Here is a 25,810-nt window from a genome sequence, read left to right as displayed (position 1 = left end):
TGGCTGGGTCAACCGTCAGATCGGATCCTTCCATGGTAGATACCCGGCACGTTCCATCCTCCAGGCTCGCCTCGCAAGAGCGTCAGAACGTCGACAACATCTCCGCTCCCCGCTCCCTCATCGTCTACGAGGCGGTACGCAAGGAGGGAGAGGAGGAACTTCGGCGCCCGGCATCCTCGCTGATGTGGTCGGCGCTGGCGGCCGGTCTTTCCATGGGCTTCTCCATGGTAGGCGACGGGCTGCTCCGCGCGGGTCTGCCGGACGAGCCGTGGCGGCCGCTGATCAGCAGCTTCGGGTACAGCTTCGGCTTCCTGATCGTCATCCTGGGCCGGCAGCAATTGTTCACGGAGAACACGCTGACCGTGATCCTGCCCCTCCTGTACGAGCGGAGCTGGGTCGGGCTGCGCGACGTGGTCAGGCTCTGGGCTATCGTCTTCGCAGCCAACATCCTCGGCACGCTGCTCTTCGCCTTCGGCGTCGAATCGACGGGAGTCTTCTCGCCCGAAGCCAAGGAACAGTTCCTGCAGCTCGGCCTTCACGCCGCGGAGCCGAGCCCCATGGCCACGTTCGCCAAAGCGATCTTCGCCGGCTGGATCATCGCCCTGCTGGTCTGGCTGCTGCCCCTGGCCGGTTCGGCGAAGCCCTTCGTGATCATCGGGCTCACCTATCTGGTGGCCCTCGGCCAGCTTTCCCACATCATCGCCGGATCGGTGGAGGTGGCCTATGCCGCCTTCGCCGGAGCGGTGGATTGGAGCGAATACGCGATCGGGTTCCTGGTGCCGACGCTGCTGGGCAATGTGGTCGGCGGAGTGGGATTGGTGGCACTGCTCGCCCATGCTCAAGTCAAGGAGGAGGATGACTGACGATCTTGCGCCCGCGAATGCCGGCGAACAGGAAACCCGGATCCGGGCCGCGGCTGTCCGGCACAGCAATTGCCGTGCCGGACAGCCGCGGATCAAGCCCGGTCATGACGAATGGGGGTGTTGCCGCCTGTACATGTTACTTTTGCGCTCGTGGCAATCATCGAGCCGTACAGCTGTGCCCCCCTGGCACGGGATCCCCGCACCAGACAGGATTGACGTGAACGTAAACGTCATGCTTGCCGACCCGGAACTTCGACAATAACTGGTCCGTACCATGTTTTGATTGAACCGCCGTTCGCGCTATCACCTTCCTCAGATGCAGGAGAACCTTTAGACTGTTGATCGAGGCGGCATAGGCTTAATAATCTCGAACGAGGGGCGATAATGCTCTCTGGAGGAAGCTGGATGATAGTGCTTCCGGGTTCACCGCTCGTTCGACGCCTGGTGCTTCCTGTCGTGGTCATGTTCGCCGTGGGTGCCGCCACCATCTTCGGACTGGCGAGCGTTTCGGCATTCTGGCAGGACAAGCAGGCGGCGAGCGACTCCAGGCGGATGGTCGAGCATGCGCTGGCCGAAGAGAAGGCCGCGCTCGCCGTGCTCGCCAAGGACTACACTTGGTGGGACGAGCCGATCACCCGGCTCTTCATCGAGTTCGACGCCGATTATGCCGACAGTGACTTCGGTGGCTACCTGATCGACCAGCACGGCGCGGCCGCCGTCTTCGTATTCAACCAGGGCGGCACGCAGATCTACGGCCGCACCGACGACGCTTTCCAAGGCGGGCCGGACGGGAGCCCGGGAGTAGGCGCGGATCCGGAACTCCGGCAGCTGGTCCGCCAGGCCATGGCATCAGGACCGGAGGAACCTGTCGTCGCGACGGGGATCCTCGATCTTGGCGGCGGCATGAATATCGCGGCGGTCTCGCGTTTCACCCCGGAAGCAGGCAGTACCGACTTTTCCGAGCCGCCTCCGCTCGGCACGCTCGTCATCCTGCGCAGGATGGACGGCAAGTTCCTCGATAACATCGGCCAGACCGCCCATGTCCATGACTTCGCGATCCTGCCGCCGGGAGCGGACAGGCCGGGATCGCTGATCGCCCCCTTGCGGACTCCCCTGGGGAACAACCTGGCGATGCTGACCTGGAACCCACCCACGCCGGGACGCGACTTCCTGAACTGGTTCCTCCCCCCGCTCGTGGTGGTCGGCCTGATCATGGGCCTGCTGCTCGCCCTCGTCCTGTCGCGGGCCCGGCAGTTCGCCGAACATCTGGCCACCAGCGAGGAGCGGCTGGCGCTGGCGATGGACGCGGCGCGCGACGGGCTGTGGGACTGGAACATCGAGACCGGAGAGGCCCATTTCAGCGCGCGATGGGCGACCATGCTGGGCTACCAGCCGAACGAGATCGAACCCAGGACGGGCGCGTGGGAAAGCCTGGTCCATCCGGACGACCTGCCCGAGGTGATGAGGGCCCTGGCCGAATGCCGCCAGGGCCGCAGCGCGAGCTACGAGGTCGAGCACCGGATGCGGGCGAAGGACGGCGGCTGGCACTGGATCCTGGCGCGCGGCAAGGTCGTGACGCGCAACGCTGCCGGTGGCGCGCGCCGCATGATAGGAACCCACACCGACGTGACCGCGCGGCGCATGGCGGAACAGCGGGCGCTCGACGCCTGCGCCGAGGCCGAAGCGGCGAGCCGGGTCAAAAGCCATTTCCTGGCGAACATGAGCCACGAACTGCGCACGCCGCTCAACGCGATCATCGGCTTCTCCGACATGCTGCTGCGCGAGTTCTTCGGACCGCTGACACCCAAGCAGAAGGAATATGCCGCCGCCATCAATTCCTCCGGCTCGCACCTGCTGGAGGTGATCGGCGACGTGCTCGACCTGTCGAAGGTGGAGGCCGGGCGCATGGAACTGCACCCGGAGACCGTCGATGTCTCCGCCCTGGTGAGATCCTGCGCCAGCCTGATGGAAAGCGAGGCGCACCAGGGCCAAGTGGCGCTGGAGACTAGCCTGCCCGCGCATCCGGTCGAGATCACCGCCGACAAGGTGCGGCTGCGTCAGATCATCCTGAACCTGCTGTCCAATGCCGTGAAGTTCACCCCGACCGGCGGACGCGTCGATGTCGCCGTCCGCTGGCCGGCCGAAGGCGGCCTGGAGATCAGCGTGCGGGATACCGGCGTCGGCATGCGGCCGGAGGATATCCGGATCGCCCTGGAACCTTTCCGCCAGCTTGACGATTCGATGTCGCGGCGGCACCAGGGCACCGGGCTCGGCTTGCCGCTGGCCAAGATGCTGGCGGAACTGCACGGCGGCGAACTCAGCCTGGCCAGCGAACCGGGACACGGCACGACGGTGACCGTCACCCTGCCCGCCCCGAAACGCCGGGCGGCGTTGCGCTCGGTCAGCGGGCGATCGGCCTGAGCGGCACGGGAGCGCCGGTCGCCACCCAGTCGCCGACGCCCCTCGACGCCGCTCCGGTTCGGGTCTGCGAGTCTGTCAGGACTATGGGCGCGCCAGCCGTCGCACCGATCGCCGCGGTCGGGGCGGCCACGGGCGTGCTGGTCGGCACGGTTGCCGGCGCGGGGGCTGGTGGGGATGAGGCCGGCACGCTGGCGGGTGCGGTCGGGGCGATCTGGCGGATCGGGGCCGGCATCGCGGCGACGGCCTGCTGGGTCACCGGCGGAGGCTCGTCGGTCTGGTGGATCAGCCGCGTATGGATGAACGCTTGTGAACTCCCCTGCCGTACTGCGAGCCATTCGGTCCCCGGCGCCCGGCCCAGCACGTGGAGCGGGTCGCCCGGCCGGACCCCGCCGACGATCGGGAAATCCGTGCCGGGCCCGGCGCGCAGGTTGGCCGCCTTGGCCGCGACCCATGTCCCTTGGACCGTCTCGAACCGCGGAGCCGCGCCGGGGGCCGGAGGGGCAGCGACCGTCGTTTCCGGCCTGGGCGGAGCGGCCTGGCAGGCGCCGAGGACGAGCAGGAGGGCGACGGCGGCAACGGGACGGCGCATGGAACTGTATCCCCGGATAGGACTGAGCGGCTTGCCGCCGCAGCCTAGCGGGAATGCATTTCCGAGCGGTTAACCAGTTGCCCGGGATCGCCGGTCCGCGAAACCGTCAGCCGCAATACTGGTGCAGGTTCCGGCTCCGCGCGGCCTCCGCTTCGAGCATCTTCCGGTCGCTCTCGTGCCGGGCGGAGAAGGACAGGACATATTGCTGGAGTTCGCGGGCCTGGAACGGCTTGGCCAGGAAGAACAGGCGGTCGGCCGGCGGGATGTCGCGGGTGATCTCGCGGGCGTCCACCCCGGTGAACCCGCTGACGATCACGATGCTGATCAGGCTGTCCAGGTCCCGGATGCGTCTGGCCGCCTCCAGCCCGGAGATGCCGGGCGGCATGCGGACGTCCAGGAATGCCGCGCCGAACGGCCGCCCGCTCTTCAGCCCCTCCTCGACCTGGGAGACGGCCGGCTCGCCCTGGCGCACGCAGACCAGTTCCACCTCGAGGTTCGCGGGGTCGTCGGACCGGCCGAAAAGCTGTTCCTCGATCTCGGTGATGCGGTCGCGCCGGGGCGCCAGGTCTTCGATGACGTAGCGGTAGCTGTCGAGCAGCATGGGTTCGTCATCCGCCACGAGGACGCGGAAAGGCTTGGTCATTCTCACGCCGTCTCTTTCAGGGTGTCGAAGTTGTAGACCCGCTTCCTGGCCGGGAGCCGGACCACCATCCGCGCGCCCCGGCCGATGCCTTCGCTGACCGCCCATATGCCGCCGCCCATTCCAGCCAGACTGTTCGCGCACCAGTGCAGCCCGATGCCACCGCTGTGAACCCGGCGGGTGCTGTAGCCGCGCTCGAAGATCCGGTCCAGCTTGTCCTCCGGAATACCCTGCCCATCGTCGGAAACGTGCAGTTCCACCATGTCCACGCCGTCGCGCCTCACCAGTTCGCCATTGATCGAGATCGTTCCGGCCCCATGACCCGAAGCCAGGATCGACTCCTCGGCATTCACGATCAGGTTGCCGAACACCTGGGTCAGGACGACGTGGTGACCGCGGACGGCGGGCAGCTTCGCCACGGCGGGCGCCACCGCGATCCTGATCTTCTCGCCATTCTGCAACAGTTTCGAGGCCTCGTCGACCACCCGGCAAATATCGATCGTTTCAACCTGCCGTTTCGCCCGGCTGAAACGCTCATGATCATAGAATATCTGCTCGATCTGGGTCGCCTGGTCGCCGATCACCCCGATGTCGGTCTCGATGGTCGAGTGGCTGGTGCGCAGATGCTCCATGCAGGCCTTCAGGTACGTCACCGCGAGCGCGCAGTCCTGCCGGTCGGCGGTCGCCGCCTCGACCCGCTCGACCGCGGCTTCCATCCTGTCGAGATGCGCCATGTCGAGCGCCCGACCGATATGCCACAGCTTGATCGAGATCGGGGTCAGCGCATTCCGGACATTGTGGGTCATGCCGCCGACAAGCTCCGCCATGCCGGTATAGAAGCTCTGCTCGACCAGCCGCTTCTGGGTTTCGTCGAGCTGCTGGATGGTGCGCTCGAACTCGTTCCCCAGGATCACGATCTCGTCGGACTTGCCCCCGGCGGCGGCGGAGAAACCGGCCGACGCGGCCGGCTCCGGGGCGGCGCAGCCGCGCGCCTCCAGGACCCGCTGCATCAGGTGGGCTACCGGCTTGACGACCGTCCGGTTCAGCATCAGCAGGATCGCCAGTCCGGCGAGCGCCAGCACCGCGGCCATCAGCGCGATCACGTAGTTTACCATGCTGCTGCCGGCCTCGCTGATGGTGCGGGCGTAGCTGGTTTCCACAACCAGGGCGGGCTTGCCCGCGATGTCGCTGAGCACGGTGCGGACCGTCAGATGATCCCCCCGACCGTCAACTCCCGGTTCCGCGGCGCCTCGGCCTTCCGGTCCCGCGCCAGTTCCCCGGTCGGTTCCTGGACTGTCGGCGCCGGCCCCGCCGAAGCGCCCGCCCCGCCCGAGGCCCCGCCGCCGGCGTCGACCGGGTCGAGGGTGAAGCGGGCATGGACCTGCCGGCCGAGCCGGTCGACCAGGTCGGCGTCCAGGAAGCGTCCCAGCAGAAGGAAGCCCGCCGCCGGCCCCGTCCCGTCGGCCCGGAGGATCGGCGCGCTGACGACCAGCATGGGCCCCCCCGACGTCATCAGGATTCCCGACGGGGTGCCGGTCCTTCCCTGCCCGGTGGAGAACAGGTCGAGCTGAGCCGGCGTCAGCAGGTCCCTGGAAAGTTCCGGCAGGTCCACGGCCTCACCCGCGGCGAGGTCGTGGATATCCCCCCAGACCACCGTGCCATCGAACCGGACGAAGTACATCAGGTTGACCCTGATTCCCTGGAAGCTCTGCGGCACCAGGTTCTGCTCGACGAATTCTTGGATGCCCTCGCCCTGCATGAACCGGTAGCTGCTGTCCCAGGTGGCCCAGTCCAGGGCCGAGCCGCGCAGGTGGGCCAGGTTGTCCGAAACGGCGTCGACCGCGCGGTCGGCGTTGCGCTCCGCCAGGGCGCTCTCGATAGACCTGAACTCCTCGCCGACGATCAGGTGGACGATCAGGGCATTGCCCACCAGCATCGCGAGCGCCGCTGCCGACAGGATAAGGATGACACGGTGGATCAGGCGCATTCGTCGGGGCTCCCCTGCCTGGCGGCGGCATGGACATCGGTGGCGGCGGCGTGGATATCGGTCTTGTGGATCAGGTGGAGCCGGGTACCGGTCCTGCCCGGCCCCGTCGCGGTCTGTTCGGCGAGTCTGCCGTAGAGACGGGCGAGCCGGCGCTGCCAGTCGGCGAGGAGCGGCGGCAGCGCCATCGGATGTTCGGCGACCAGGTCGGCGATCAGCGCGCGGTGGAAGCGCAGGACGACCATGTCCGTCACGGCGATGCCGCTCAGCGGATGGGTCGCCCCTTCCAGGAAAGCGGTCTCGCCGAACGCGCTTCCGGCGCCGATCCGGTCCACCGGCACCCCGTCGATCCGCAGTTCGGCGGTGCCTGCGCGGATCACCGAGAAGTGGCGGATCGGCTCGCCCGCCTCGAACAGGGATGTCCCCGCGGACGGGGTCGCGGTCTCGGCCCGTTCCGCCAGAAATCCCAGCTCCTCCAGCGTCATGGCCTGGAACAGGGGAATCGTCTTGAGGAACAGGATCAGATCGAGCATGGCATTGTCTCCGGCGGCGGGAACCGCGGCATCATCGAGCAGGCGGGCGGCCAGCAGTCGGGTCCACCTGTCGGTCGATGCCGCCTTCATCACGGCGCCGGCCGCCTGGGTCGGCGACCGTGCCGCTTGCGGAGCGTCCGCGGCGGCCGGCGCGTCGCCCGCGCCGGCCTCCAGCAGGGCCAGCACCGGGCGGATGAAGCGGCCGGTCGGCAGGCTGGAAAGCGCCTCGATGGCATCCGCCCGGACCCGGGGGTCCGAGGAGTGGGCGAGGCTGTAAAGCAACCGGATGTCGCGCTTGTTGCCCAGCGCCGCCTTGACCATCAGCACCCGCCAGATGATGCGCCGGTTGCTCGCCCGGATCGCGGCGGCCATCACGTCCACCAGCGATTGCGACGAGTCGAACAGCCCCGTCACCGCGGCCAGCCCGTGAAGGTTGTAGTGAGCCTGCCGGTAGAGCGGGGCCAGGTGGTCCAGAAGGATGCGCCGGGCGCGGCGCGTCCCGATCGCCCCCAGCGCCAGCACGGCGGCGTTGGCGACCTCGGGCCGGCGGGAGCCAAGCCGAGGCACGATTTCGGGAATGGCGGCGTCGCCGCACCGGCCCAACGCCTCCGCCGCGTTCTGGCGCGCTTCCGCGGATCCCTGCTCCAGCATGCGCGCCAGCGCCTGGATATGGCGCGCCGGATCCATGACGACGACGGCACCCCGCGACGCCGTCGCCTGGGCGGGCCGCCCGGCCCCGTCGTCGAGAGCCAGGTCTGGAGCGAACTTCCTGGCCAGGTCCTCGGCATGGCGCCGGACCTGGGGATCGGGATGGGCATGAAGCGCCAGGATATCGGCCCGGGAGAACCGGTGCATGCCCGCACGCCGCCTGGAGTCGGGCGGACAGGCCGCCCGCTGGCGCAGGCTCTTCAGCAGGCTGGGCAGGAAGCCCATCCCGATGAAAGCGCAGACGGCGGCGAACAGGGCCGCGAGGACGATGGTCACCATCAGGACGGTTCGCGGGTCCGCCCAGCTCTGAAGCCACAGCAGGCCGACTCCGGACAGCGCGATGCCGGCGGGGTAGATGACCCCCTCCACCAGCATGCGGATCTGCCCCAGGACGCGGTAGGGGATCGCGGCGTAGTTCAGCGTCTTGACCGGTTCGAAGATCGCGTTCGACACCGCGTTGGCGTTCATGTGCATGACGACGGCGGCGGGCAGGCCCCAGGCCATGAAGAGCCCGGCAAGGCTCAGCAGGGTGGTCACCGGGAAGATCAGGTTGCGCAGCAGCGGGCTTCCCCTCTCCAGCACCAGCCGCCCGAACAGTGCCAGGATGACCAGCTCCGCCGCCTGCTGAGCGGAATAGACCAGGGCCAGGAACCCGGCAAGCGCATCCGCGTCCTCGTAAGCCTCGGCATAGACCGCCATGGCCAGATAATCCTGAAGGCAGAACAGCGCCGACATCAGCAGGATGCCTGCGCCGATCGCGGCGATCAGGGGAAAGCCGGCGATCGTGCCGGCCAGGGAACGGAGCGCGTCCAGAATTCCGCCCTCGTCCTCGTCCTCCTCCCCGGCGCCCAGCGGTTCGAGCCGCCGTCCGATGCGCAGGCACTGCAGAAGGGCGAGGCCGAACAGGACCGACGACACCAGCAGCAGCGTCTGGGTCGCGACGAACTGGGACAGCGCCGACGCGATCAGCCCCCCGCCGACGCCGCCGGCGCCGAAGGCCATGGCAAGCTGCGCCGCGTGCCGCTTCATGTCGAGCGTCGTCAGGTATTCCGAAGCGAGCAGCCAGAACAGCGTGTCGTAGAGGATCTCCAGGCTGTAGGCCGCGATGTAGGCGGCGTGGGTGGCGCCCGGGATCTCCGCCGCGGCCACCGCCCAAAGCGTCGCCCCCATCAGGGAGGAGGCGAGGCACAGCGCTGCGGAAACCTGAAGCGTCAGCCAGCGCGACAGCACCGCCGAGACGGTCGACGCCAGCGGAATCGAGATGGCGGCGAGCAGGATGTAGAAGACCGGCATGGCGTCGCTGCCTTCCTTGGCCAGGAAGAGCGCGGCGCTGCTGGTGGTCAGGACCAGGATGCCGCCGGACGCCAGGGCTCCCAGAACCGCCAGTTCGACGACGCAGGCTGGAACCCCGAAATATCGTCTCAGGAGGGACGGCAGCGCCATCGACGGCTTGGACATTCCCGTTCCCGCCAGCCCGGCCTAGAACGGCAGGGTCAGGGCCGCGTCATGGCGGAGCTCGGCGGCGGCGAAGTCCGCCACGATGCCGAGATCCAGGTAGCGCCTCCGCAGCGCGGCCGGCAGGGTCGAGAAGCTGCGGACCGTGCCGCGGCAGGTCCGCGACCCGCAGGCGCAGGCCATGTCCTCGTCCGGATGCTCCTGATGGGTCGAGTAGTCGTAGGTCAGTTCCTCGTTCGCCTCGATATCGTAAAGGGCGACCATGGAGAAGCCGTCGGGCCTGACCTTCAGACCGCAATTGGGCTCGCAGCTATGATTGGTGAAGTCGTCGGGGCCGCCGTAGGGCGGGATGAACAGGTCGGTCCCGACCTGGAAGATGTCGGCATGGCTGTAGCCGGCCCTGGCGATCTCGCGACGGCTCATCGCCCGCGCCAGATAGTCCGGGTCGGTGACGGTCAGGACGCTCGCTCCGGCGCGGACCGGCCGCGACGTGAACAGCCCGAGCCCCGCAGCCGCCGAAGGCGCAACGAAGAGGTAGAGGTATTGGGCAAGCTTCTGTTGTGGTTTCTCGGCCGCAACCGGTTGCCAGGGCCTCAGATCGATCGCATCCATCTCCCACCCGAAATCAAGCGCCAGGAGCGCCCAGGGTGGCGGGCCATAGTTAATTATGAGTTAACTAACCAATCCGGCCGATCACGGCCGGCGGGCGCCGAGGGCCATGCGCAGGGGCCATCCCAGGCCATGCAGCAGGGCGACGACACACACGGCGAAAGGAGCCCCGCGGCTTGGTCGGCTCGTCACGAAGCCGGCTTCCATCACGGAAACGGCAGCGATGATCAGATACAGGCAGACGAGCATCCAGAGGGTGGAGGACATGATGCGGGCCTTCGAACCGGTTAAGGCGACGGGAACCCGCATCATGACGCAAAAGCGTTAATACAAAGGAACCGGCCGATTGAAGCCGGCCGGTCCCGATGTCTCGGCCGGAAGCCGTTACGCCACGGTCAGGTCGTCGCGGCGGCGAGTCCCCGAGGCACCGCCGATGGCGGCGGCGATCGCCCCCAGCAGCAGGGCGCCGAAGCCCCAGAGCGACGCCTGGCTCACCGCGTTGGCGGTGGTGTCCGCCGCCTGGCGGGCGGTCTGCTCGGCCTGCTGAGCGGTCTGCTCGGCCTGCTGGCGAAGCTGGTCGACTCGGGCGCGAGCCTCGTCTTCGCTGATGCCGGCCTGCTGGCTGACGATCTGGACCGCGCGCTGCTGGGCCTGCTCGCCTTCCTGGCCGCCGCTGACGATTCGCGGAACCAGCGAAACCAGTTCGTTCTGCGCCGCCTCCGGGCTCTGCCCGGTCTGGTCGGCCGGCCGCATCAGGCTCTGGGCCCGCTGCTGGATCTGCTCGGCGGAGAGGCCGCTGGCATCGGCGATCTGCGGAACGGCGTCGGCCACCGTGCTGGAGATCCCGGAAACGGCGTTGCCGACCACGTTGAAGGCGCCGCCGATCACGCTGCCGATCGCGGAGGTCAAAAGCCAGAAGCTGACCACCAGGGCCAGCGCCCAGGTCAGCAACCCGTGCAGCACGCCGTCGGTCTTCTCGAACGCACCCGCCAGGCGCGCGGCGACGTAGCCGCCAATGATCAGAGCCACCAGATAGCTGACGGCCCACCATACGACGGCGGTGGTGCCCATGGTGGACGCTTCGGGGGTCCCCGCCGCCCCCTGCGCCGGATCGATCGTGGTCAGGCCGAGGCCCAGGCCCAGCATGCTGAGGAGCAGCTGGACCGCCACCACCATCAGCGTGCCGCCGAGCACGGCGCCCCATGAAATCCTGCGATAAAGGCCGGGCTGAACCGCGACCGTGTCGGAAAGGCTCCCCCTGCGGGCACCGGTTCCATTGGATGTGTCGTACACACCCTCTCGCAGCGGACGATGTCCTGTCATCTGATCTTTCCCTGGTGCTTCGGATAAATGCTATGGATCGGCACCGTTGCGACCCTTCGACATCACAGAACACGCGGGCAGCCGGAAGGTCACGCTTGCACGGGAAGGCTGCAAGAAAGATTGTCGAGAAGGCATACCACTGTCGCGCGCGCCATTCGTGACATTTGCGGCTTGCAACATGCCGTAAGGCGAGACAGGGTTGGGGCGATTGATAATACGGTCAGGGAGACCAAGAAAATGCCGACTGGTACCGTCAAATGGTTCAATGCCACGAAAGGGTATGGCTTCATCCAGCCCGATCAGGGTGGGCCCGACGTCTTCGTTCACATCTCCGCCGTCGAGCGCTCGGGCATGAGCGGCCTCAACGACGGTGACACCGTCAGCTTCGACCTCGAGAACGACCCCCGCAAGGGGAAGACCTCGGCCGTCAACCTGAAGCGGGTCTGACCAAGGCCCGCGACCGGGAGAACGGGTCGATCAGGGAATCGAAGCCGGTCCGGGGATCCGGCACCGGCGCTGACGCGACGCAGGTCGCGCCAGCGCCGGTGCCTGCCTTCCTGGGCCGGCTTCGTCCATGGGTTCTCACCGCAGGTTCGATCCCCAGGTTCGATCCCCAGGTTCACATGGGCCAGAACACGCTGATCAGGAACGTGCCGAGCACGACGACCAGCACCGAAAGCGGCAGGCCCAGCCGCCAGTAATCCCCGAAACGATATCCCCCGGCCCCATCACCAGCGTGTTGCACTGGTGGCCGATCGGGGTGAGGAAATCGCACGCGGCGCCGACCGCCACCGCCATCAGGAACGGATCGGGGTTGAGTCCCAGCCGCTGCGCCAGGCCCGCGCCGATCGGCGCCATCACCAGCACCGTCGCGGCATTGTTGAGGAACGGCGTCACCGCCATCGCGACCGTCAGGATCAGCCCCAGCGCGCCCAGGGGCGGCAGCATCGCGGCGGCGCCCGACAGCCAGGCGGCGATCAGGTCCGTGCCGCCGGTGGTGCGCAGCGCGTCGCTGACCGGGATCAGCGCTCCAAGCAGGATCAGGATCGGCCAATCGACCACTTCGTACGCTTCCTGCGGGCTCAGGACGCGGGTCACCAGCAGAACCACCGCGGCCCCGAAGAAGGCTATGGTGACGCCCACCAGCTGGAGCGATACCAGGATCATGGCGACCGCCAGCACGGAGACCGGCAGATAGACGTGGCGCTTGCGGCCGAGTTGCAGGTTCCGCTCGGCGAGCGGCAGGCAGCCGAGCGTCGCCAGGGCTTCCGGCATGGCGTCCTTGATGCCCTGGAGCACCAGCAGGTCGCCCTGTTGGAATCGGAGCCGGCGCAGGCGCTGGCTGATCTGCCGGCCGCGCCGGCTGACCGCGACCAGATTGACCCCGAACCGTTCGCGCAGGCTGAGCTGCTCGGCAGACCGGCCGATCATCTGGGATCCCTGGGTCACCACCGCCTCGACCATGCCGACCTCGCCGCGCCGGGCCGACGCGACCTTCCCGTCCTTCTTCATGCCGACCAGTTCCAGCCTGGCGTCCTTGACGAGCTTCTCCAGGGCGTGCGTTTCGCCCTCCAGCACCAGGATGTCGTCGGCGAACAGGGTCCAGGTTCCGGACGGCACGTAGCGCCGGTACCCCTCGCGGATGATGCCCGCGACCGTGATGTCGGCCTCGGCCATGGTTTCGAGATCGAACACGGTCTTGCCGACCAGCGTCGAACCGGGCGTCAGGCGCGCCTCGGTCGTGTAGTCCTCGATCGAGAACATCTGGTCGCTGGGACCGCCTCCGCGCTTGCGCGGCAGCAGGCGCCAGCCGAACACCAGGAAGGTCACGCCGGCCGCGGCGAGCCCGACCCCGACCGGAGCGAAGTCGAACATGCGGAACGGCTCGCCCACGATGTCCTCGCGCATGCGCGACACGATGATGTTGGGCGAGGTTCCGACCAGGGTCGCGACGCCGCCCAGCAGGGACCCGAACGACAGCGGCATCAGCAGGCGCGACGCCGGCTTGCCGGTCCGCCGCGAAATCTGGAAGGCGATCGGCATGAAGATCGCCAGCGCGCCGATGTTCTTCATGAAGCCCGACAGCACCGTCACGATCGACACCAGGATCGCGACCTGGGAGTTGGTGGTCTTCATGTGGCCGACGAAGGGCTGGAGCATCATCTCGACGATGCCGGAACGGCCGACCGCGGCGCTGACCACCAGGGCGGACGCCACGATGATCACGATGTCGTCGCTGAACCCGCTGAAGGCCTTGTCGACCGGGACGATCCCGCAGACCACGGCGGCCAGCAGCGCGCCGAGCGCCACGACGTCGTAGCGGATCCGGTCCCAGACCAGCAGAGCGACCATGCCGATCACGATAGAGAAGGCGGCTGCCTGGCTGAATGACATGAGAGGCTCGTCCAAGGGAAGGTGCTGATAATCAAAGGTTGACGGCGCAGGATTGCATGGCAATGCCGGATATACATCCCGAAATTGGCCGGGCAGGAACACGCATGTCCCCGCCCCGTTCCGCCGCGATCCCGTACCTGAGCGATCGGCAGCGCCGCAGTCCGCGTGGCAATTCGCAAGGCCCGCGGAAAATTGTGAAAGCCGCGGGCCGCTCAAGCAATCTGAATTGCGAATCGCAAACCGGAGCCCGTTCCGGTCCGTCGGAATCCTTATTCCTCCGGTACTAATCCAAACGGCACGATCCATGCAATCCCGGCTGCCCAGGGCAAGGCACTCACTGGGAGCACAGCGGCATGAGCATAGATCTTGTCGTCTTCGGGGAAAACTGGGGTTGGCCGTCAAGCGGCACCTATCATCTGGTCCGCCATCTCGGCGCCGGACGCAAGGTGGTCTGGGTCAATTCACCCACCCTCGGCTGCTGCCCGACCTGCCCCCGCCTGAAGACCGCGCCGCCCGGGGACGGCTACCGGCCGGACAGGATCCTGGTCCCGCTGACGCTGCCCTTCCCGACCGATCAAGCCGCCCGGGCGGCCAACCAGCAACTGCTCGGCCACCAGATCCGCACCGCCATGTCAGCCCTGGACGTGCGGCGGCCGATTCTGCTGACGTCGCGCCGACGGCGGTCGACGCGGTCGGCGAGCTGGACGAACATGCCGTGGTCTATCACTGCGACACCGACTTCGGACGGCACGGCGGAGTCGCGCACTGCCCGCTGGAGCAGCTGGAAGGCGAACTCGCGCGGCGGGCCGATCTGATCATCACGGCCTCGCCGGCCCTGGCCGCCCGGTTTCCGGGAAGCAAGACGGTCGTCATGTCGCAGGCCGGTTCGGCGCGGGACGAGATGGAAACCGGCTCGGCGCTGTGGCAGGTCCGCGCAGCGGAGGTCGCCCGCCTGATCGGAACCCTCTCCTGAGCGCGGCGGGTCAGGCCCGCGGCAGTATCTCCACGGTTTCGGCCAGCAGCCGGCCGTCACGGCCGAGAAGTCTGGCCCGCCGCCCGAACAGGACGGTGCCCTCCTCCACCTGCCCGGCCACGGCCAGGACTCCGGCCGCCACCACCCTGAAGAAGGCGACCGGCTCGGTGGCGAAAGCGATCCCCTCCCGCTGAAGCGATCGGCCGAACGGGACCGAAGTTCCGGCGAGTCGCCGCAGGAGCGCCTCGTCGAACGCTCCGGGTTCCACCCGGATCTCCGCGATCTCGACCGGCAGGCGGCCGGGTTCCGTCATCAGGACGACCCGGCGGACCAGGGCCGCCGTCCCTGCGGCCAGGTCGTGGCAGGCGACATCGGCGAAGATTTCGGCCCGCCAATGGTCGGCGAGCACGGCGGTCATCGACTGGCCGTGGTCCAACAGCGCGCGGAACCGGTCCGGAAGCGCCGAGGCCGGCACCAGCTCGTGCGCGAAGGCGCCATAGTCGGCGAGGACGGCAGCCATGTGATCGGGCGCCCCGTGCGCTGGCCGGCGCCCGTCAGCCCGTCAGGGCGCCCTTCAGCAGGCCGGCGGCCCCGCCCCCGCCGCTGGAGTTGAGGTATTCCAGGACCACCGGCAAGAATTTGGTCGCCATGTCCGGCGACAGGCCGAGGGACGAGAAGGATCCCGCCAGCGGGGCCAGGGCACCGAGGCCGCCGCCGCTCCCGCCGGTCATGCCGCCGAGCGCGCCGGACGTCATGCCGGCCAGGCCGCCGCCATCCGACCCGCCGCTCGTCGATCCGCCGACCTTCGACCCGCCGGGTGCGGCGCCCATCAGCCCGCCGATGCCCGGCACCTGGTTCTCCACCTGGCCGAACTGGTCGGGGTTCATGCGCTGCTTGGCGAGGTTGAACAGCGCGCCGGCGCCTCCCTCCGCCTGCGGCTTGCTGACGCCGAGCTGAGACGTCAGCGCGCTGACCAGCCCCCCGGCGTCGGCCGCGTCGGCGGCGCGGGGCAGACCGGCCGCAACGACCAGCATCAGGGCGGTTGCGAGCAGCAGGACCCGCGAGGGAAGGAATGGCCGCATGGTCTCTCGTCTCCATGGTGATTTCGAGCGTTGCAGCCCCGGAACCCGGTTCCGGGAGCTGCGGCGGTGGCGATGATGTGGGGCAGCCCGTCCGGACTTGCAACGACGGGTTCCCGTGCCGGACCTATAGACCCCGGCCGGCCCGCGCCGCAACTCCGGCCGCAATCCCGGAATCACCGGCCATGCCGACTGCATTTTTGACTCTGGCGATGACGCAGTGCACAAACACGCTTGGCCTGACTATATATGGGGCATGCGCTTCGGCCGCGTGCCGGACGAGTCGAGATGTATACGAATGAAATGCAGGAGGATGGGGTTTTGAGTGATTGGATCCAGATCGGCGGACTGCAGGTCGCCGCCGAGCTTCACGAATTCATCGAAAAGGAAGCGCTGCCCGGAACCGGTGTGGAGCCCAGCCAGCTGTGGGCCGCGCTAGACTCCATTCTGCACGACCTGACGCCCCGGAACCGCGCGCTCCTGGCCAGGCGCGACGAGCTGCAGGCCAGGATCGACGCTTGGTACGGCGAGCATCGCGGCCGTCCGATCGACCTGGAGGAATACAAGGGCTTCCTGCGCGAGATCGGCTACCTGCTGCCCGAAGGCGAGGACTTCTCCGCCGCGACCGCCAACGTCGATCCCGAGATCTCGACGGTCGCCGGCCCCCAGCTGGTCGTTCCGGTCATGAACGCCCGCTATGCGCTGAACGCGGCGAACGCCCGCTGGGGCAGCCTGTACGACGCGCTCTACGGCACCGACGCCATCCCCCCGACGACGGGAAGACGCCGGTCGGCGGCTACGATCCCCATCGCGGCGCCAAGGTGATCGCCTTCGCGCGCCAGGTGCTGGACGAGGCGGCGCCGCTCGCCGAAGGCTCCCACGCCGATGCCGCCGGCTACGCCGCCGCGGACGGCAAGCTGGCCGTCACGCTCAAGGACGGCCGCACCACCGGCCTGAAGGACCCGGCACGGTTCGCGGGCTACCAGGGCGACGCGGATTCCCCGTCCGCCGTGCTGCTGGCCAACCACGGCCTGCACCTGGAGATCCGGTTCGACCGCCGGCACTTCATCGGCAAGGACGACCCGGCCGGCATAGCCGACGTCGTGGCGGAGTCGGCGCTGACCACCATCATGGACTGCGAGGACTCGGTCGCCGCGGTCGACGCGGAGGACAAGGTCACCGTCTACCGCAACTGGCTCGGCCTGATGACCGGCAAGCTCAGCGCCACCCTGGAGAAGGGCGGCAAGCGGATCGAGCGCCGGCTGAACCCGGACCGCACCTATACCAGGCCCGACGGCGGCGAACTGACCCTGCCCGGCCGCAGCCTGATGCTGGTGCGCAACGTCGGCCACCTGATGACCATCGACGCGGTCAAGCTCAACGACGGCAGCGAGGCGCCGGAAGGCATCCTGGACGCGGTGTTCACGACGCTGATCGCGATGCACGACATCAAGGGCACCAACGCGGCGGCTAACGGGGCCTTGCGCAACAGCCGCGCCGGCTCGCTCTACATCGTCAAGCCCAAGATGCACGGCCCCGAGGAAGTGGCCTTCGCCGACGAGCTGTTCGGCCGGGTCGAGGAAGCGCTGGGCCTGCCGCGGTACTCGATCAAGATGGGCATCATGGACGAGGAGCGTCGCACCACGGTGAACCTCAAGGAGTGCATCCGGGCCGCCAAGGACCGCGTCGCCTTCATCAACACCGGGTTCCTGGACCGCACCGGCGACGAGATCCACACCTGCATGGAAGCCGGCGCCGTGCTGCGCAAGGGCGACATGAAGGGTGCCAACTGGATCAAGGCCTATGAGGACTGGAACGTCGACACCGGGCTTGCCGCCGGGCTGAAGGGCAAGGCGCAGGTCGGCAAGGGCATGTGGGCGATGCCCGACCGCATGGCCGAGATGCTGGCGACCAAGATCGGCCACCCGCAGGCCGGCGCCAACACCGCCTGGGTCCCCTCGCCCACCGCCGCGACGCTCCATGCGCTGCACTACCACAAGGTCGACGTGGCCGCGCGCCAGGCCGAGCTTGCCGGGAGGAAGCGGGCCAAGTTGGACGAGATCCTGACCATCCCGCTGGTCGAGCGGCCGAACTGGACGCCCGAGGCGATCCAGCAGGAACTGGACAACAACGCGCAGGGCATCCTGGGCTACGTGGTCCGCTGGATCGACCACGGCGTCGGCTGCTCCAAGGTGCCCGACATCAACAATGTCGGCCTGATGGAGGACCGCGCGACGCTCCGTATCTCCAGCCAGCACATCGCCAACTGGATGCGCCACGGCATCTGCTCGGAAGCGCAGGTGATCGAGACGATGAAGCGGATGGCGGCGGTGGTCGACCGGCAGAACGCCGGCGACCCGGACTACCGCCCGATGGCCGATGACTTCGACGGTAGCATCGCCTTCCAGGCGGCCCTCGACCTCGTCCTGAAGGGCCGCGAGCAGCCCAACGGCTACACCGAGCCGGTCCTGCACCGGCGCCGGCGCGAGTTGAAGGCCAAGCTGGCCGGCTGATCCCGGCCTGCGGGCGTGACCCGGGAACCGGCATCCCGGCGTCACGCCCTCTCGAAGTAACCGGGAACGGCCGGCACCGAGTCCCGTTGATGGCTTCAGCCATAGCGTTGGAGTCGAAAGAACCATGACCGGCATGCTCGATTGCCTGATCGTCGGCGGCGGACCCGGCGGACTGACGGCAGCCATCTACCTCGTGCGTTTCAGGCGCAGCACCCTGGTGGTGGACGAGGACAAGAGCCGTTGCGCCTGGATCCCGACCTCCCACAATCATGCGGGCTTCATGGAGGGCATCAACGGCATCGAGCTGCTGGAGCGGATGCGGTGCCAGGCCCGGCAGTACGGCGCCCGCATCGAGACCGGCTCGATCGCGTCCCTCCGCCGCCTGGGCGAGCACGGCTTCCGCGCCACCACCGCCGACGGCGTCGAGCTGGACGCCGAGACCGTCATCCTCGCCACCGGCGTGATCGACGACCAGCCCCGCCTGCCCAACCTGTTCGACACGGTCCAGCGCGGGCTGATCCGCGTCTGCCCGATCTGCGACGCCTACGAGGTGATCGACCGCAAGGTGGCGGTGATCGGCCACGGCCGCGACGCCATGGGCGAGGTGCTGTTCATCCGGGGCTACACATCGGACCTGACCCTGCTGACGCTCGGCACGCCCATGAACCTGACGGCCGAGGACAGGGCGAAACTGTCCAACCTGGGCGTCGCGATCGTCGAGGAACAGGTGGAGCGGGTGACCGAGGAGGCCGGCCGGATCACCAAGGTGATCTTGAAGAACGGCACGGAGCTGGCCTTCGACACGCTCTATTCCGCCCTCGGCACGCTGGCCCGCTCGACCCTCGCCGGCCAGCTCGGCGCCGAGATGAGCAGCCAGGGCCGCCTGGTCGTGGACAGCCACTGCCAAACCTCCGTCCCCGGTTTCTACGCCGTCGGCGACGTGGTGGAGGGCCTGAACCAGATCTCCGTCTCCATGGGTCAGGCGGCGGTCGCGGCGACCGCCATCCACAACCTGCTGCGCCGGCGTGACGGCCTGATCCCGCCCGGCCGGACCCCGGCGGACCCCAAGCCGAAGCGGACGGAGGAGACGACGCTGGCGAACGACGCGCAAGGTGTGCGGTGAAGGGGATCACTTGTCGGCCGATATCGATCGGCGGCGGTGCCCCTTAAGTCGGGCTGCGGCAGAGTCGGGCTTCGACCGCCCTGTCCATATCGTCACCGATGGCATTCCGCCGGGCGTGACTCTCTCCGCAGCCAACCATTGCGACTGCGCGCCGTTCGAAGACTTGGTCGGCGCTCCGCGCCCTCGGGGCTCCGCGCCAACCGGACACCCCCGGCGATCACCCGGCCCGCAATGCCATGGACGAATCTGCAGAGCTTGACGCACTGAGTCAGCGCCAGGGCATGCCATATGATTTTCAACGACATTGATCGAGCTGGGCCGGTATACATGGACCAAGGGACGGGATGGAGGCGGCAGACGGAACAGCCATCCCAAACAAACCGATGGGCAAACACGAGTGACGTAAGAACAGCCACCTGGAAATGCCGATACCTGATCGTCCAAAGATTTACCACATCGTTCACGTGGACAACCTCGCGTCGATAGTCGCGGACGGGTGTCTGTGGCCTGACTCCGTCATGGTAAAGCGGCAGGGGGCGGCGGTTATTGGAAACAGCGAGATCAAGGCCGATCGGCTGCGTCTGCCCGTTGATTGCCATGCGGGTACCTGCGTCGGTGACTATGTCCCTTTCTACCTCTGCCCCCGCTCCGTAATGCTCTATGTCATATCCAGACGCAACCATCACAATGTAGCGTATAAGGATGGTCAGGGCCCGGTCGTGCATCTCGTTGCGGACATGCAGGAAGTCGTAGCTTGGGCAACCGCCAGCGAGCGTCGCTGGGCATTCACCGACATCAATGCGGCGAGTCGTGCGGCTGATTTCTACAATGAACTTGCGAACCTCGATCAGCTGAATTGGAAAGCGATTGCGGCAAGAAACTGGGCTTCCTGCCGAGATCACAAGATGGCGGAGTTTCTCATGCACGAGAGTTTCCCTTGGGAACTTGTCAGGGGAGTCGCTGTCTACTCGGAGCAGATTGGCGCCCGCGCGATTGCGGCATTCGGAAAAGCAGAGCACCGACCACAAGTGAAAGTGAAAAAAGATTGGTATTACTGAGGGAGGCTACCCATGATTGAGTTCAGAACAGGAGACATTTTAGCGGCGGACGCCGAGGCGATCGTCAATACAGTCAACTGCGTCGGAGTCATGGGCCGCGGGATCGCCCTTCAGTTCAAGAACGCTTTCCCTGAGAATTTCAAAGCCTACGAAGCTGCATGCGCGCGCGAGGAAGTGCAGCCCGGCAAAATGTTCGTGTTTGAAACCCGCGCGCTCACGAATCCTGGACTCATCATCAACTTTCCTACCAAGCGGCACTGGCGTGGCAATAGCCGAATGGAAGACATCGATTCCGGTCTGAAGGCGCTTGTCGAAGAAATCCATACCCGCGGCATTCGCTCGATCGCGATCCCGCCGCTCGGCAGCGGTCTTGGAGGACTCGACTGGGCAGATGTGCGCCCGCGGATTGTGGAAGCCTTGCGCAGTTTCGATGACCTGCAAGTGATTGTCTTTGAACCCACCGGCACACCCGTTTACACTAGGTCGCGCGAAATTCCGAACATGACGCCTGGGCGCGCTGCGCTCGTGGCATTGATGCATCGCTATCTCAGCGGACTGATGGATCCGTTCGTGACACTGATCGAAGTGCATAAGCTGATGTACTTCATGCAGGAAGCGGGTGAACCGCTGCGGCTTCAGTACGCGAAAGCGCCGTATGGCCCCTATGCCGAAAATCTTCGACATGTTCTGCGCGCGGTCGAAGGACACCTTGTATCGGGTTACGCCGATGGCGGCGATGCACCGGACAAGCAGCTCGAACTGGTTCCAGGCGCGGTCAAGGATGCCGAATCCTTCTTGTCGGACAAGCACGAAACGACTGTTCGCTTCGATCGCGTCGCCCAACTTGTGGAAGGGTTCGAAACACCGTTCGGCCTTGAGCTTCTCGCTACGGTGCACTGGGTAGTGACCAGAGAAAATGCCGTCAGCCGAGAGGAAGTTGTTTCCAAGGCTTACGCCTGGAACGAGCGCAAGAAGCGATTTTCTCCGCGCCAGATCGGTATTGCCTTCCAGACCCTGCAAAACAAGGGCTGGCTCGCAAACGCCTGATACGACATCCGAGAGCACCTGACGGACCCAGGCTCGCCCCAGCCGCGATGTCCTCCATCAGGCCATCGCTCAGGCAGTCAGCGGTTCGTCAAGGATCGTATGCCTAAACCTTTTCCGGCACGCCAGTTGCGAGAACCGCTCTCGCGCATGTCCAACTTCGTGTCCTCGACGGACGATCCACCGAGGGGATCAGCCGGAAGCTTTTCCAGTCCGGCAAGACCGGCACATCCTGGACAAGCGCAGCCGGCGCTCGTCGGTACCCTTGACATCACGGAGCAGAATAGGATTATCATCCGATCCAATCCACCGCCAGCGAAAGGCAAGCCGCCATGACCGCCCCCGTTCCCCGTCTCGCCGTCCGGCAGGAACTTTTCTGCGAGGAGATCGCCGCCGGCTCGTCGGCGGCGGAGGCCGCGCGGCGGGCGGGGTACTCGCCCCACGGCGCCAAGCAGCGCGGCCATTTCCTGCTGGGGCAGGAGGAGGTCCGGATGCGCATCGACACGCTGCGCGCCGAGCGGCGGGCGTTCCACCGGTCCCGGCTCGACCGCGCCGCGGAAGTGCTGGACACCGTCATCGCCGACGCACTGGAGGCCAGGAAGCCCGGCATCGTGCTGCGCGCCGTGGAACTCCAGATCAAGCTCCTGGGCATCGTCCAAGACCGCCGGATCTCCCATCATTTCCACGGCGAAGGCAGCGGCTCCGATGCCGGCGCCTATGACGCGGCCCCCGATCCCCGGGAGTGGCTGGATGGAATCCCGCCTAAACTCGTCGTCCCGGCCGCCGAAACAGTGCCCGCCGAGCCTGCCCCGGCTACTGAAGCCGGTCCGCAACCCGGCGACGCCGTCCAGATAGTGACCGAGGATGACCTTTCTGCCGCTTCCGGCAGTGACCCCGCCGCAGCATCGCCGGGCATGACCGAACCTCTTCCCGCCGGGCTTCCGCCCAAACTTCCGAAGGATCTCCCCGCGGGCCTGTGGGACAAGATGCCGGACGACTTCGCCCGCCTGCCCCTGGCCGAGCCGGTCCCGGGCCGTCCGGAGCTCGCGGATCTGCTTGCGGCCTGACGGCACGGCATGGGAACGCCTACTTGAGGACCGTGGCCGGGCGCGCGGCGCGCGCGCAACAACAGTCTCCCGGTGACCACATGGTAGCCCCGTCGGAGTCGCGGACAGTCGCCCGAGGGCGGGTGCGGCATCACCGCGCCGCCAGCCGCAGGCCCTCCGGCATCCCGTCCCCGCCCGCGATCTCCTCCACCAGCTTGCGCAGGATGGCTTCGGCGAAGCTTTCGCGGCTCTCGGCGGTGCGGACGAAGGAGAACGGGCCGCCGATGACGCTCTCCGCGTAATACTCCTCCAGCCAGTCGTACTCGTCCAGGATCGCCAGGGCGTTGATGGTGATGCCCCGCGCCACGGCGCGGTCGCGGGCACCCTCCACGTCCACGCCGCTGTTGCTGAAGCCGTTGCTGCAGAGGTCGATGACGCGGCGCGGCGCCTCGAAGCCGTTGCCGTCGAACAGGTCGGCCGCCCGGTCGATGGCGCTGCCCATCGCGGTGCTGCCGTCCAGCGGGGGCCGCGTCGCCGCGCCGATGCGGTCGGCGAACCGCTTGGCGTCGGCGGCATCGGCGACGCGCGTCCAGGGCACCACGACCTCCAGCGTGTTGGGTCCCGCCCATTGGACCAGCGTGACGGCGACCGACCGGGTCCCGCCGACGGTCAGGGAGTCGGCCACCTCCGGGCTGCGGAAGGCGGCGGCGTGGCCACGCAGCTGGAACTCCAGCGCGCCCGTCGTGATGCTGCCCGACGCGTCGACCGCCATGACCAGTTCCAGGTCGACCGGCTGGTCGGCCCGCGCGGCGGGACCCGCCAGCAGGAGGACGGCGGCCACCGCCAAGGTCCGGATGAGGATCATTCAGGAAACTCCGATGCTGCCCAGCGCGTGCCGCACCACCTTGCGCATCACCGTGGGAATGGCGTGTTCCGACAGCCGGTCGACCGGCACCCAGATGCCGTCGGCCCGCTTCCAGCCGTCGCCGTCCGCAGGGCCGAGCCGGGCCGCCGCGACCTGAAGTTCCAGGTGAAAATGGGTGAAGGTATGGCGGACCAGCCCGGGCAGCAGCAGCCAGGACGCGGCGGCCGGCGCCTGGCCCGAGGCCGCGGCCAGGCTCCGGGCCGGCCGCTCCAGCCAGTCGCCCGACGGCACCTCGATCATGCCGCCCAGCAGCCCGTTCTCGGGCCGGCGGCGCAGCAGCACCGCGCCTTCGGGGTTGAGCAGCCAGAACGCCATGCCGCGGCGGGTCGGCTTGTCCGCCTTGGGCGTCTTGCGCGGCAGCGACTCGGCGATGCCGGCGGCCCGGGCGGCGCAGCCGTCGTGCCAGGGGCATTGCGGGCATTTCGGCTTGCGCGGCGTGCAGACCGTGGCTCCCAGGTCCATCACGGCCTGGGCGTAGTCGCCGGGGCGCCGGTCGGGCGTGATGGTGTCGGCCAGGCCCCGCAGCTTCTCCTTCGATCCCGGCAGCGGCTCCTCGACCGCGAAGAGCCGCGCCATGACGCGCTCGACGTTGCCGTCCAGCACGGTGGCGCGGCGGTCGAAGGCGATGGCGGCGACGGCCGCGGCGGTATAGGCACCGATGCCCGGAAGTTGCCGCAATTCCTGTTCATTATCGGGAAACCGGCCGCCGTACCGGTCGGCCACCACCTGGGCGCACTTGTGCAGGTTGCGGGCCCGCGCGTAATAGCCGAGTCCCGCCCAAGCGTGGAGGACGGCGTCCAGGTCGGCCGCCGCCAGATCGGCGACGGTCGGCCAGCGCCGCAGGAACGCCTCGAAGTAGGGTCCGACGGTGACGACGGTGGTCTGCTGCAGCATGATTTCTGACAGCCAGACGTGGTAGGGATCGGCGGTCCTGCCGGCCGGCGCTCGCCAGGGCAGCACGCGCCGGTGGCGGTCGTACCAGCCCAGCATCGACCGGGCCAGCTCGTCCGGTCGCATGGTGCGGGCCGGCGGTGCGGGGAAAAGGCTTGGTATCGTATGCAGTGTCATGGTGTGTTGTCGCCCCGCAACAGGTGCTTTAACAATAGCTTCGATGAGAATAGTCTCTGCGCTCCGTTTACCCACCCGCATCAGTCCCTCACGTTTCGGAGATCCCCAAATGGCAGCCCCCCGCCCTCTCGCCAGAATCGTGCCCAAGGTGGCCGGCAAGGCGCTGGGCAAGCGCGGCATGGCGTTCGGCACGCTGATCACGGACTGGCCGACCATCATGGGGCCGGAACTGGCCCGCAGCACCCTGCCCCAGAAGCTGGCCTTCCCGCCCGGCCAGCGCGAGGGCGCCACGCTGCATCTCAAGGTTTCAGGCGCCGCGGCGCTCGATGTCCAGCACTCCGAACCGCAGGTGATCGAGCGGATCAACGCCTTCTTCGGCTACCGCGCCGTCGAGCGGATCAAGCTTATCCAGGGACCGTTGCCCGGTGCGCCGCGGCGTCCGAAGGTCCAGCGTCCCATGACGGCGGAGGAGGAAGCCGGGATCCAGCGGGCCGCCGGCCCGGTCGACGACCCGTCGCTCCGCGACGCGCTGGTCCGCCTGGGAAGAGCGATCCATGCGAAATCGGGCTCCTGATCCGACCCTTTACCCCGTCCAGTGCTTGCCCGATCGGGTGAGCCAACCTTATACTCACTAGCTTTTGTAGGCAGGAGGGCATCTTGCGCCGCTATATGCTGGGATTGGCCATGGTTGCCGTGGTCGCTGTTGGGGCCGGCGTGGGCCTCGTGAACACCGGCGTCATCGCCAAGGAGAAACCGGCACCCGAAGTCATCGCGCCCGCACAGGCCGGGACCGTCCCGGACGACGACTCCACGCCCAAGCCGACCCAGGTGGTCCAGGCCCAGCTCGCCCAGGGTCGGGCGACCCAGGCGCAGGTGGCCCAGGCCGCCGAGAAGAACGATCCGCTGAGCGAGCGCGTGCTGGGCGACCCCAACGCGCCGATCACGATCCTGGAATATTCCTCGCTGACCTGCCCGCACTGCGCCACCTTCCACGCCAACACGTTGCCGCAGCTGAAGAAGGACTATATCGACACCGGCAAGGCCAAGCTGGTGTTCCGCGACTTCCCGTTCGACCGGGCGGCGCTCCAGGCCAGCATGCTGGCCCGCTGCTCCAACCCGGAGCGGTACTTCGGCTTCCTCGACGTGCTGTTCAAGAGCCAGAACAAGTGGGCGGGCGCCGCCGATCCGGCCCAGGCCCTGGCCCAGACCGGCAAGCTGGCCGGTGTCGGCGAGCAGCAGTTCCAGGCCTGCATGGGCAACGAGGCGCTGGCAAACAAGCTGATCGAACGGCGGCTGGAGGCCGAGCAGAAGTACCAGGTCGAATCCACGCCGACCTTCGTGATCCTGCGCGGCGACACCACCGAGAAGATCGTGGGCGCCCAGCCGATCGCGGAATTCGCCCGCGTGCTCGACAAGCTGGGCTCCTGAGCGGCGCGCGGGCCGGACATTCGCAGCAGGTACT

The 25,810-nt window shown here is 67.7% G+C and carries 25 protein-coding genes; 12 read left to right on the top strand and 13 right to left on the bottom strand.

The features are described from left to right. The first annotated feature begins 32 nt into the window (after window positions 1-32). Together DPR14_RS04280 and DPR14_RS04275 are read left to right on the top strand one after the other, a co-directional pair. Window positions 33-863 carry a formate/nitrite transporter family protein gene (locus DPR14_RS04280; protein WP_158044066.1) on the top strand — a complete coding sequence of 277 codons (831 nt, stop codon included), beginning with the start codon at window positions 33-35 and terminating at the stop codon, window positions 861-863. A gap of 405 nt (window positions 864-1,268) precedes the next feature. Next, window positions 1,269-3,284 carry an ATP-binding protein gene (locus DPR14_RS04275; RefSeq protein ID WP_192499266.1) on the top strand — a complete coding sequence of 672 codons (2,016 nt, stop codon included), beginning with the start codon at window positions 1,269-1,271 and terminating at the stop codon, window positions 3,282-3,284. Here the strand turns inward: DPR14_RS04275 and DPR14_RS04270 are convergent. From DPR14_RS04270 to DPR14_RS04235, 8 genes are all read right to left on the bottom strand, one after another. Next, entirely contained in the window at window positions 3,265-3,873 is a 609-nt protein-coding gene (locus tag DPR14_RS04270; protein ID WP_158044064.1) for an SH3 domain-containing protein, read from the bottom strand. The two genes, DPR14_RS04275 and DPR14_RS04270, sit on opposite strands and share 20 nt — an antisense overlap. Window positions 3,874-3,979: 106 nt before the next feature. Continuing rightward, window positions 3,980-4,516, bottom strand: a complete 537-nt coding sequence (locus DPR14_RS04265) for a response regulator (protein ID WP_192499265.1) — start codon at window positions 4,514-4,516, stop codon at window positions 3,980-3,982. Between the two features lie 2 nt (window positions 4,517-4,518). Further along, window positions 4,519-5,709: a sensor histidine kinase gene (locus DPR14_RS04260; protein WP_158044062.1), complete on the bottom strand. Its 1,191-nt coding sequence runs from the start codon at window positions 5,707-5,709 to the stop codon at window positions 4,519-4,521. A gap of 11 nt (window positions 5,710-5,720) precedes the next feature. Continuing rightward, the gene (locus DPR14_RS04255) at window positions 5,721-6,500 is read right to left on the bottom strand and encodes a CHASE4 domain-containing protein (RefSeq protein ID WP_158044061.1); all 780 of its coding nucleotides are present in this window, start codon (window positions 6,498-6,500) and stop codon (window positions 5,721-5,723) included. Beyond that, a complete protein-coding gene (locus DPR14_RS04250) occupies window positions 6,491-9,196 on the bottom strand; it encodes a HEAT repeat domain-containing protein (RefSeq protein WP_158044060.1) in 2,706 nt (901 codons plus the stop codon). Before DPR14_RS04250 ends, DPR14_RS04255 begins: the two co-directional genes overlap by 10 nt. Window positions 9,197-9,217: 21 nt before the next feature. Beyond that, complete coding sequence (locus tag DPR14_RS04245; protein WP_158044059.1) at window positions 9,218-9,805, bottom strand: SET domain-containing protein; 588 nt, start codon at window positions 9,803-9,805, stop codon at window positions 9,218-9,220. An 81-nt stretch (window positions 9,806-9,886) separates the two neighbouring features. Then, a complete protein-coding gene (locus DPR14_RS04240) occupies window positions 9,887-10,069 on the bottom strand; it encodes a hypothetical protein (protein ID WP_158044058.1) in 183 nt (60 codons plus the stop codon). Window positions 10,070-10,186: 117 nt separating this feature from the next. Beyond that, window positions 10,187-11,125 carry a hypothetical protein gene (locus DPR14_RS04235; RefSeq protein ID WP_158044057.1) on the bottom strand — a complete coding sequence of 313 codons (939 nt, stop codon included), beginning with the start codon at window positions 11,123-11,125 and terminating at the stop codon, window positions 10,187-10,189. 237 nt (window positions 11,126-11,362) lie between these two features. Between DPR14_RS04235 and DPR14_RS04230 the strand changes: the two genes are divergently transcribed. Further along, on the top strand, window positions 11,363-11,572 hold the full coding sequence (locus tag DPR14_RS04230; RefSeq protein WP_158044056.1) for a cold-shock protein: 210 nt from the start codon (window positions 11,363-11,365) through the stop codon (window positions 11,570-11,572). Between the two features lie 195 nt (window positions 11,573-11,767). On the opposite strand, the gene DPR14_RS04225 is transcribed toward DPR14_RS04230, so the two are convergent. Continuing rightward, on the bottom strand, window positions 11,768-13,519 hold the full coding sequence (locus DPR14_RS04225) for an SLC13 family permease (RefSeq protein WP_343038702.1): 1,752 nt from the start codon (window positions 13,517-13,519) through the stop codon (window positions 11,768-11,770). A gap of 353 nt (window positions 13,520-13,872) precedes the next feature. Here DPR14_RS04225 and DPR14_RS04220 point away from each other — a divergent pair, with 353 nt between their 5' ends. Further along, window positions 13,873-14,334 (top strand): hypothetical protein, encoded by a 462-nt coding sequence (locus DPR14_RS04220; protein WP_158044055.1) that lies wholly within the window; start codon window positions 13,873-13,875, stop codon window positions 14,332-14,334. Between the two features lie 168 nt (window positions 14,335-14,502). On the opposite strand, the gene DPR14_RS04210 is transcribed toward DPR14_RS04220, so the two are convergent. Together DPR14_RS04210 and DPR14_RS04205 are read right to left on the bottom strand one after the other, a co-directional pair. Continuing rightward, window positions 14,503-15,012 (bottom strand): hypothetical protein, encoded by a 510-nt coding sequence (locus DPR14_RS04210; protein ID WP_158044053.1) that lies wholly within the window; start codon window positions 15,010-15,012, stop codon window positions 14,503-14,505. 34 nt (window positions 15,013-15,046) lie between these two features. Next, entirely contained in the window at window positions 15,047-15,574 is a 528-nt protein-coding gene (locus DPR14_RS04205) for a DUF2780 domain-containing protein (protein ID WP_211103915.1), read from the bottom strand. A gap of 318 nt (window positions 15,575-15,892) precedes the next feature. On the opposite strand from DPR14_RS04205, the gene DPR14_RS28990 reads away from it, so the two are divergent. The 6 genes from DPR14_RS28990 (at window position 15,893) to DPR14_RS04180 (ending at window position 22,376) form a co-directional block, all read left to right on the top strand. Continuing rightward, on the top strand, window positions 15,893-16,396 hold the full coding sequence (locus DPR14_RS28990; protein ID WP_425501012.1) for an aldolase/citrate lyase/malate synthase family protein: 504 nt from the start codon (window positions 15,893-15,895) through the stop codon (window positions 16,394-16,396). Continuing rightward, window positions 16,393-18,084, top strand: coding sequence for a malate synthase G (locus DPR14_RS04200; RefSeq protein ID WP_425501011.1), 1,692 nt, complete (start codon window positions 16,393-16,395; stop codon window positions 18,082-18,084). The genes DPR14_RS28990 and DPR14_RS04200 overlap by 4 nt, the downstream gene beginning before the upstream one ends. Window positions 18,085-18,208: 124 nt before the next feature. Continuing rightward, the gene (locus DPR14_RS04195) at window positions 18,209-19,207 is read left to right on the top strand and encodes an NAD(P)/FAD-dependent oxidoreductase (protein WP_158044052.1); all 999 of its coding nucleotides are present in this window, start codon (window positions 18,209-18,211) and stop codon (window positions 19,205-19,207) included. A 422-nt stretch (window positions 19,208-19,629) separates the two neighbouring features. After that, window positions 19,630-20,265 (top strand): type II toxin-antitoxin system toxin DNA ADP-ribosyl transferase DarT, encoded by a 636-nt coding sequence (gene darT, locus DPR14_RS04190; protein ID WP_158044051.1) that lies wholly within the window; start codon window positions 19,630-19,632, stop codon window positions 20,263-20,265. Window positions 20,266-20,277: 12 nt separating this feature from the next. Continuing rightward, window positions 20,278-21,312, top strand: coding sequence for a type II toxin-antitoxin system antitoxin DNA ADP-ribosyl glycohydrolase DarG (darG, locus tag DPR14_RS04185; RefSeq protein ID WP_158044050.1), 1,035 nt, complete (start codon window positions 20,278-20,280; stop codon window positions 21,310-21,312). A 329-nt stretch (window positions 21,313-21,641) separates the two neighbouring features. Beyond that, window positions 21,642-22,376 carry a terminase small subunit gene (locus DPR14_RS04180; RefSeq protein WP_158044049.1) on the top strand — a complete coding sequence of 245 codons (735 nt, stop codon included), beginning with the start codon at window positions 21,642-21,644 and terminating at the stop codon, window positions 22,374-22,376. Window positions 22,377-22,506: 130 nt separating this feature from the next. Here the strand turns inward: DPR14_RS04180 and DPR14_RS04175 are convergent, their stop codons facing one another. Next, a complete protein-coding gene (locus tag DPR14_RS04175) occupies window positions 22,507-23,220 on the bottom strand; it encodes a DUF1194 domain-containing protein (protein WP_158044048.1) in 714 nt (237 codons plus the stop codon). Beyond that, window positions 23,221-24,297, bottom strand: a complete 1,077-nt coding sequence (gene mutY / locus DPR14_RS04170; RefSeq protein WP_158044047.1) for an A/G-specific adenine glycosylase — start codon at window positions 24,295-24,297, stop codon at window positions 23,221-23,223. A gap of 160 nt (window positions 24,298-24,457) precedes the next feature. Here mutY and DPR14_RS04165 point away from each other — a divergent pair, with 160 nt between their 5' ends. After that, the gene (locus DPR14_RS04165; protein ID WP_158044046.1) at window positions 24,458-24,922 is read left to right on the top strand and encodes a DUF721 domain-containing protein; all 465 of its coding nucleotides are present in this window, start codon (window positions 24,458-24,460) and stop codon (window positions 24,920-24,922) included. Window positions 24,923-25,005: 83 nt separating this feature from the next. After that, window positions 25,006-25,776, top strand: coding sequence for a DsbA family protein (locus DPR14_RS04160; RefSeq protein ID WP_246148840.1), 771 nt, complete (start codon window positions 25,006-25,008; stop codon window positions 25,774-25,776). The last annotated feature ends 34 nt before the right edge of the window (window positions 25,777-25,810 follow it).

It is taken from the genome of Skermanella pratensis (genome assembly GCF_008843145.1).
GTDB lineage: Bacteria > Pseudomonadota > Alphaproteobacteria > Azospirillales > Azospirillaceae > Skermanella > Skermanella pratensis.
Note: the sequence above shows the minus strand (reverse complement) of the source record. Positions and strands in the feature narration are given on the sequence as shown.

Coding starts and splice junctions, on each gene's coding strand:
- DPR14_RS04280 (WP_158044066.1), top strand. CDS start 33: ATGGTAGATACCCGGCACGTTCCATCCTCCAGGCTCGCCTCGCAAGAG.
- DPR14_RS04275 (WP_192499266.1), top strand. CDS start 1,269: ATGATAGTGCTTCCGGGTTCACCGCTCGTTCGACGCCTGGTGCTTCCT.
- DPR14_RS04270 (WP_158044064.1), bottom strand. CDS start 3,873: ATGCGCCGTCCCGTTGCCGCCGTCGCCCTCCTGCTCGTCCTCGGCGCC.
- DPR14_RS04265 (WP_192499265.1), bottom strand. CDS start 4,516: ATGACCAAGCCTTTCCGCGTCCTCGTGGCGGATGACGAACCCATGCTG.
- DPR14_RS04255 (WP_158044061.1), bottom strand. CDS start 6,500: ATGCGCCTGATCCACCGTGTCATCCTTATCCTGTCGGCAGCGGCGCTC.
- DPR14_RS04250 (WP_158044060.1), bottom strand. CDS start 9,196: ATGTCCAAGCCGTCGATGGCGCTGCCGTCCCTCCTGAGACGATATTTC.
- DPR14_RS04245 (WP_158044059.1), bottom strand. CDS start 9,805: ATGGATGCGATCGATCTGAGGCCCTGGCAACCGGTTGCGGCCGAGAAA.
- DPR14_RS04240 (WP_158044058.1), bottom strand. CDS start 10,069: ATGTCCTCCACCCTCTGGATGCTCGTCTGCCTGTATCTGATCATCGCT.
- DPR14_RS04235 (WP_158044057.1), bottom strand. CDS start 11,125: ATGACAGGACATCGTCCGCTGCGAGAGGGTGTGTACGACACATCCAAT.
- DPR14_RS04230 (WP_158044056.1), top strand. CDS start 11,363: ATGCCGACTGGTACCGTCAAATGGTTCAATGCCACGAAAGGGTATGGC.
- DPR14_RS04225 (WP_343038702.1), bottom strand. CDS start 13,519: ATGTCATTCAGCCAGGCAGCCGCCTTCTCTATCGTGATCGGCATGGTC.
- DPR14_RS04220 (WP_158044055.1), top strand. CDS start 13,873: ATGAGCATAGATCTTGTCGTCTTCGGGGAAAACTGGGGTTGGCCGTCA.
- DPR14_RS04210 (WP_158044053.1), bottom strand. CDS start 15,012: ATGGCTGCCGTCCTCGCCGACTATGGCGCCTTCGCGCACGAGCTGGTG.
- DPR14_RS04205 (WP_211103915.1), bottom strand. CDS start 15,574: ATGCGGCCATTCCTTCCCTCGCGGGTCCTGCTGCTCGCAACCGCCCTG.
- DPR14_RS04195 (WP_158044052.1), top strand. CDS start 18,209: ATGACCGGCATGCTCGATTGCCTGATCGTCGGCGGCGGACCCGGCGGA.
- darT (WP_158044051.1), top strand. CDS start 19,630: ATGCCGATACCTGATCGTCCAAAGATTTACCACATCGTTCACGTGGAC.
- darG (WP_158044050.1), top strand. CDS start 20,278: ATGATTGAGTTCAGAACAGGAGACATTTTAGCGGCGGACGCCGAGGCG.
- DPR14_RS04180 (WP_158044049.1), top strand. CDS start 21,642: ATGACCGCCCCCGTTCCCCGTCTCGCCGTCCGGCAGGAACTTTTCTGC.
- DPR14_RS04175 (WP_158044048.1), bottom strand. CDS start 23,220: ATGATCCTCATCCGGACCTTGGCGGTGGCCGCCGTCCTCCTGCTGGCG.
- mutY (WP_158044047.1), bottom strand. CDS start 24,297: ATGCGACCGGACGAGCTGGCCCGGTCGATGCTGGGCTGGTACGACCGC.
- DPR14_RS04165 (WP_158044046.1), top strand. CDS start 24,458: ATGGCAGCCCCCCGCCCTCTCGCCAGAATCGTGCCCAAGGTGGCCGGC.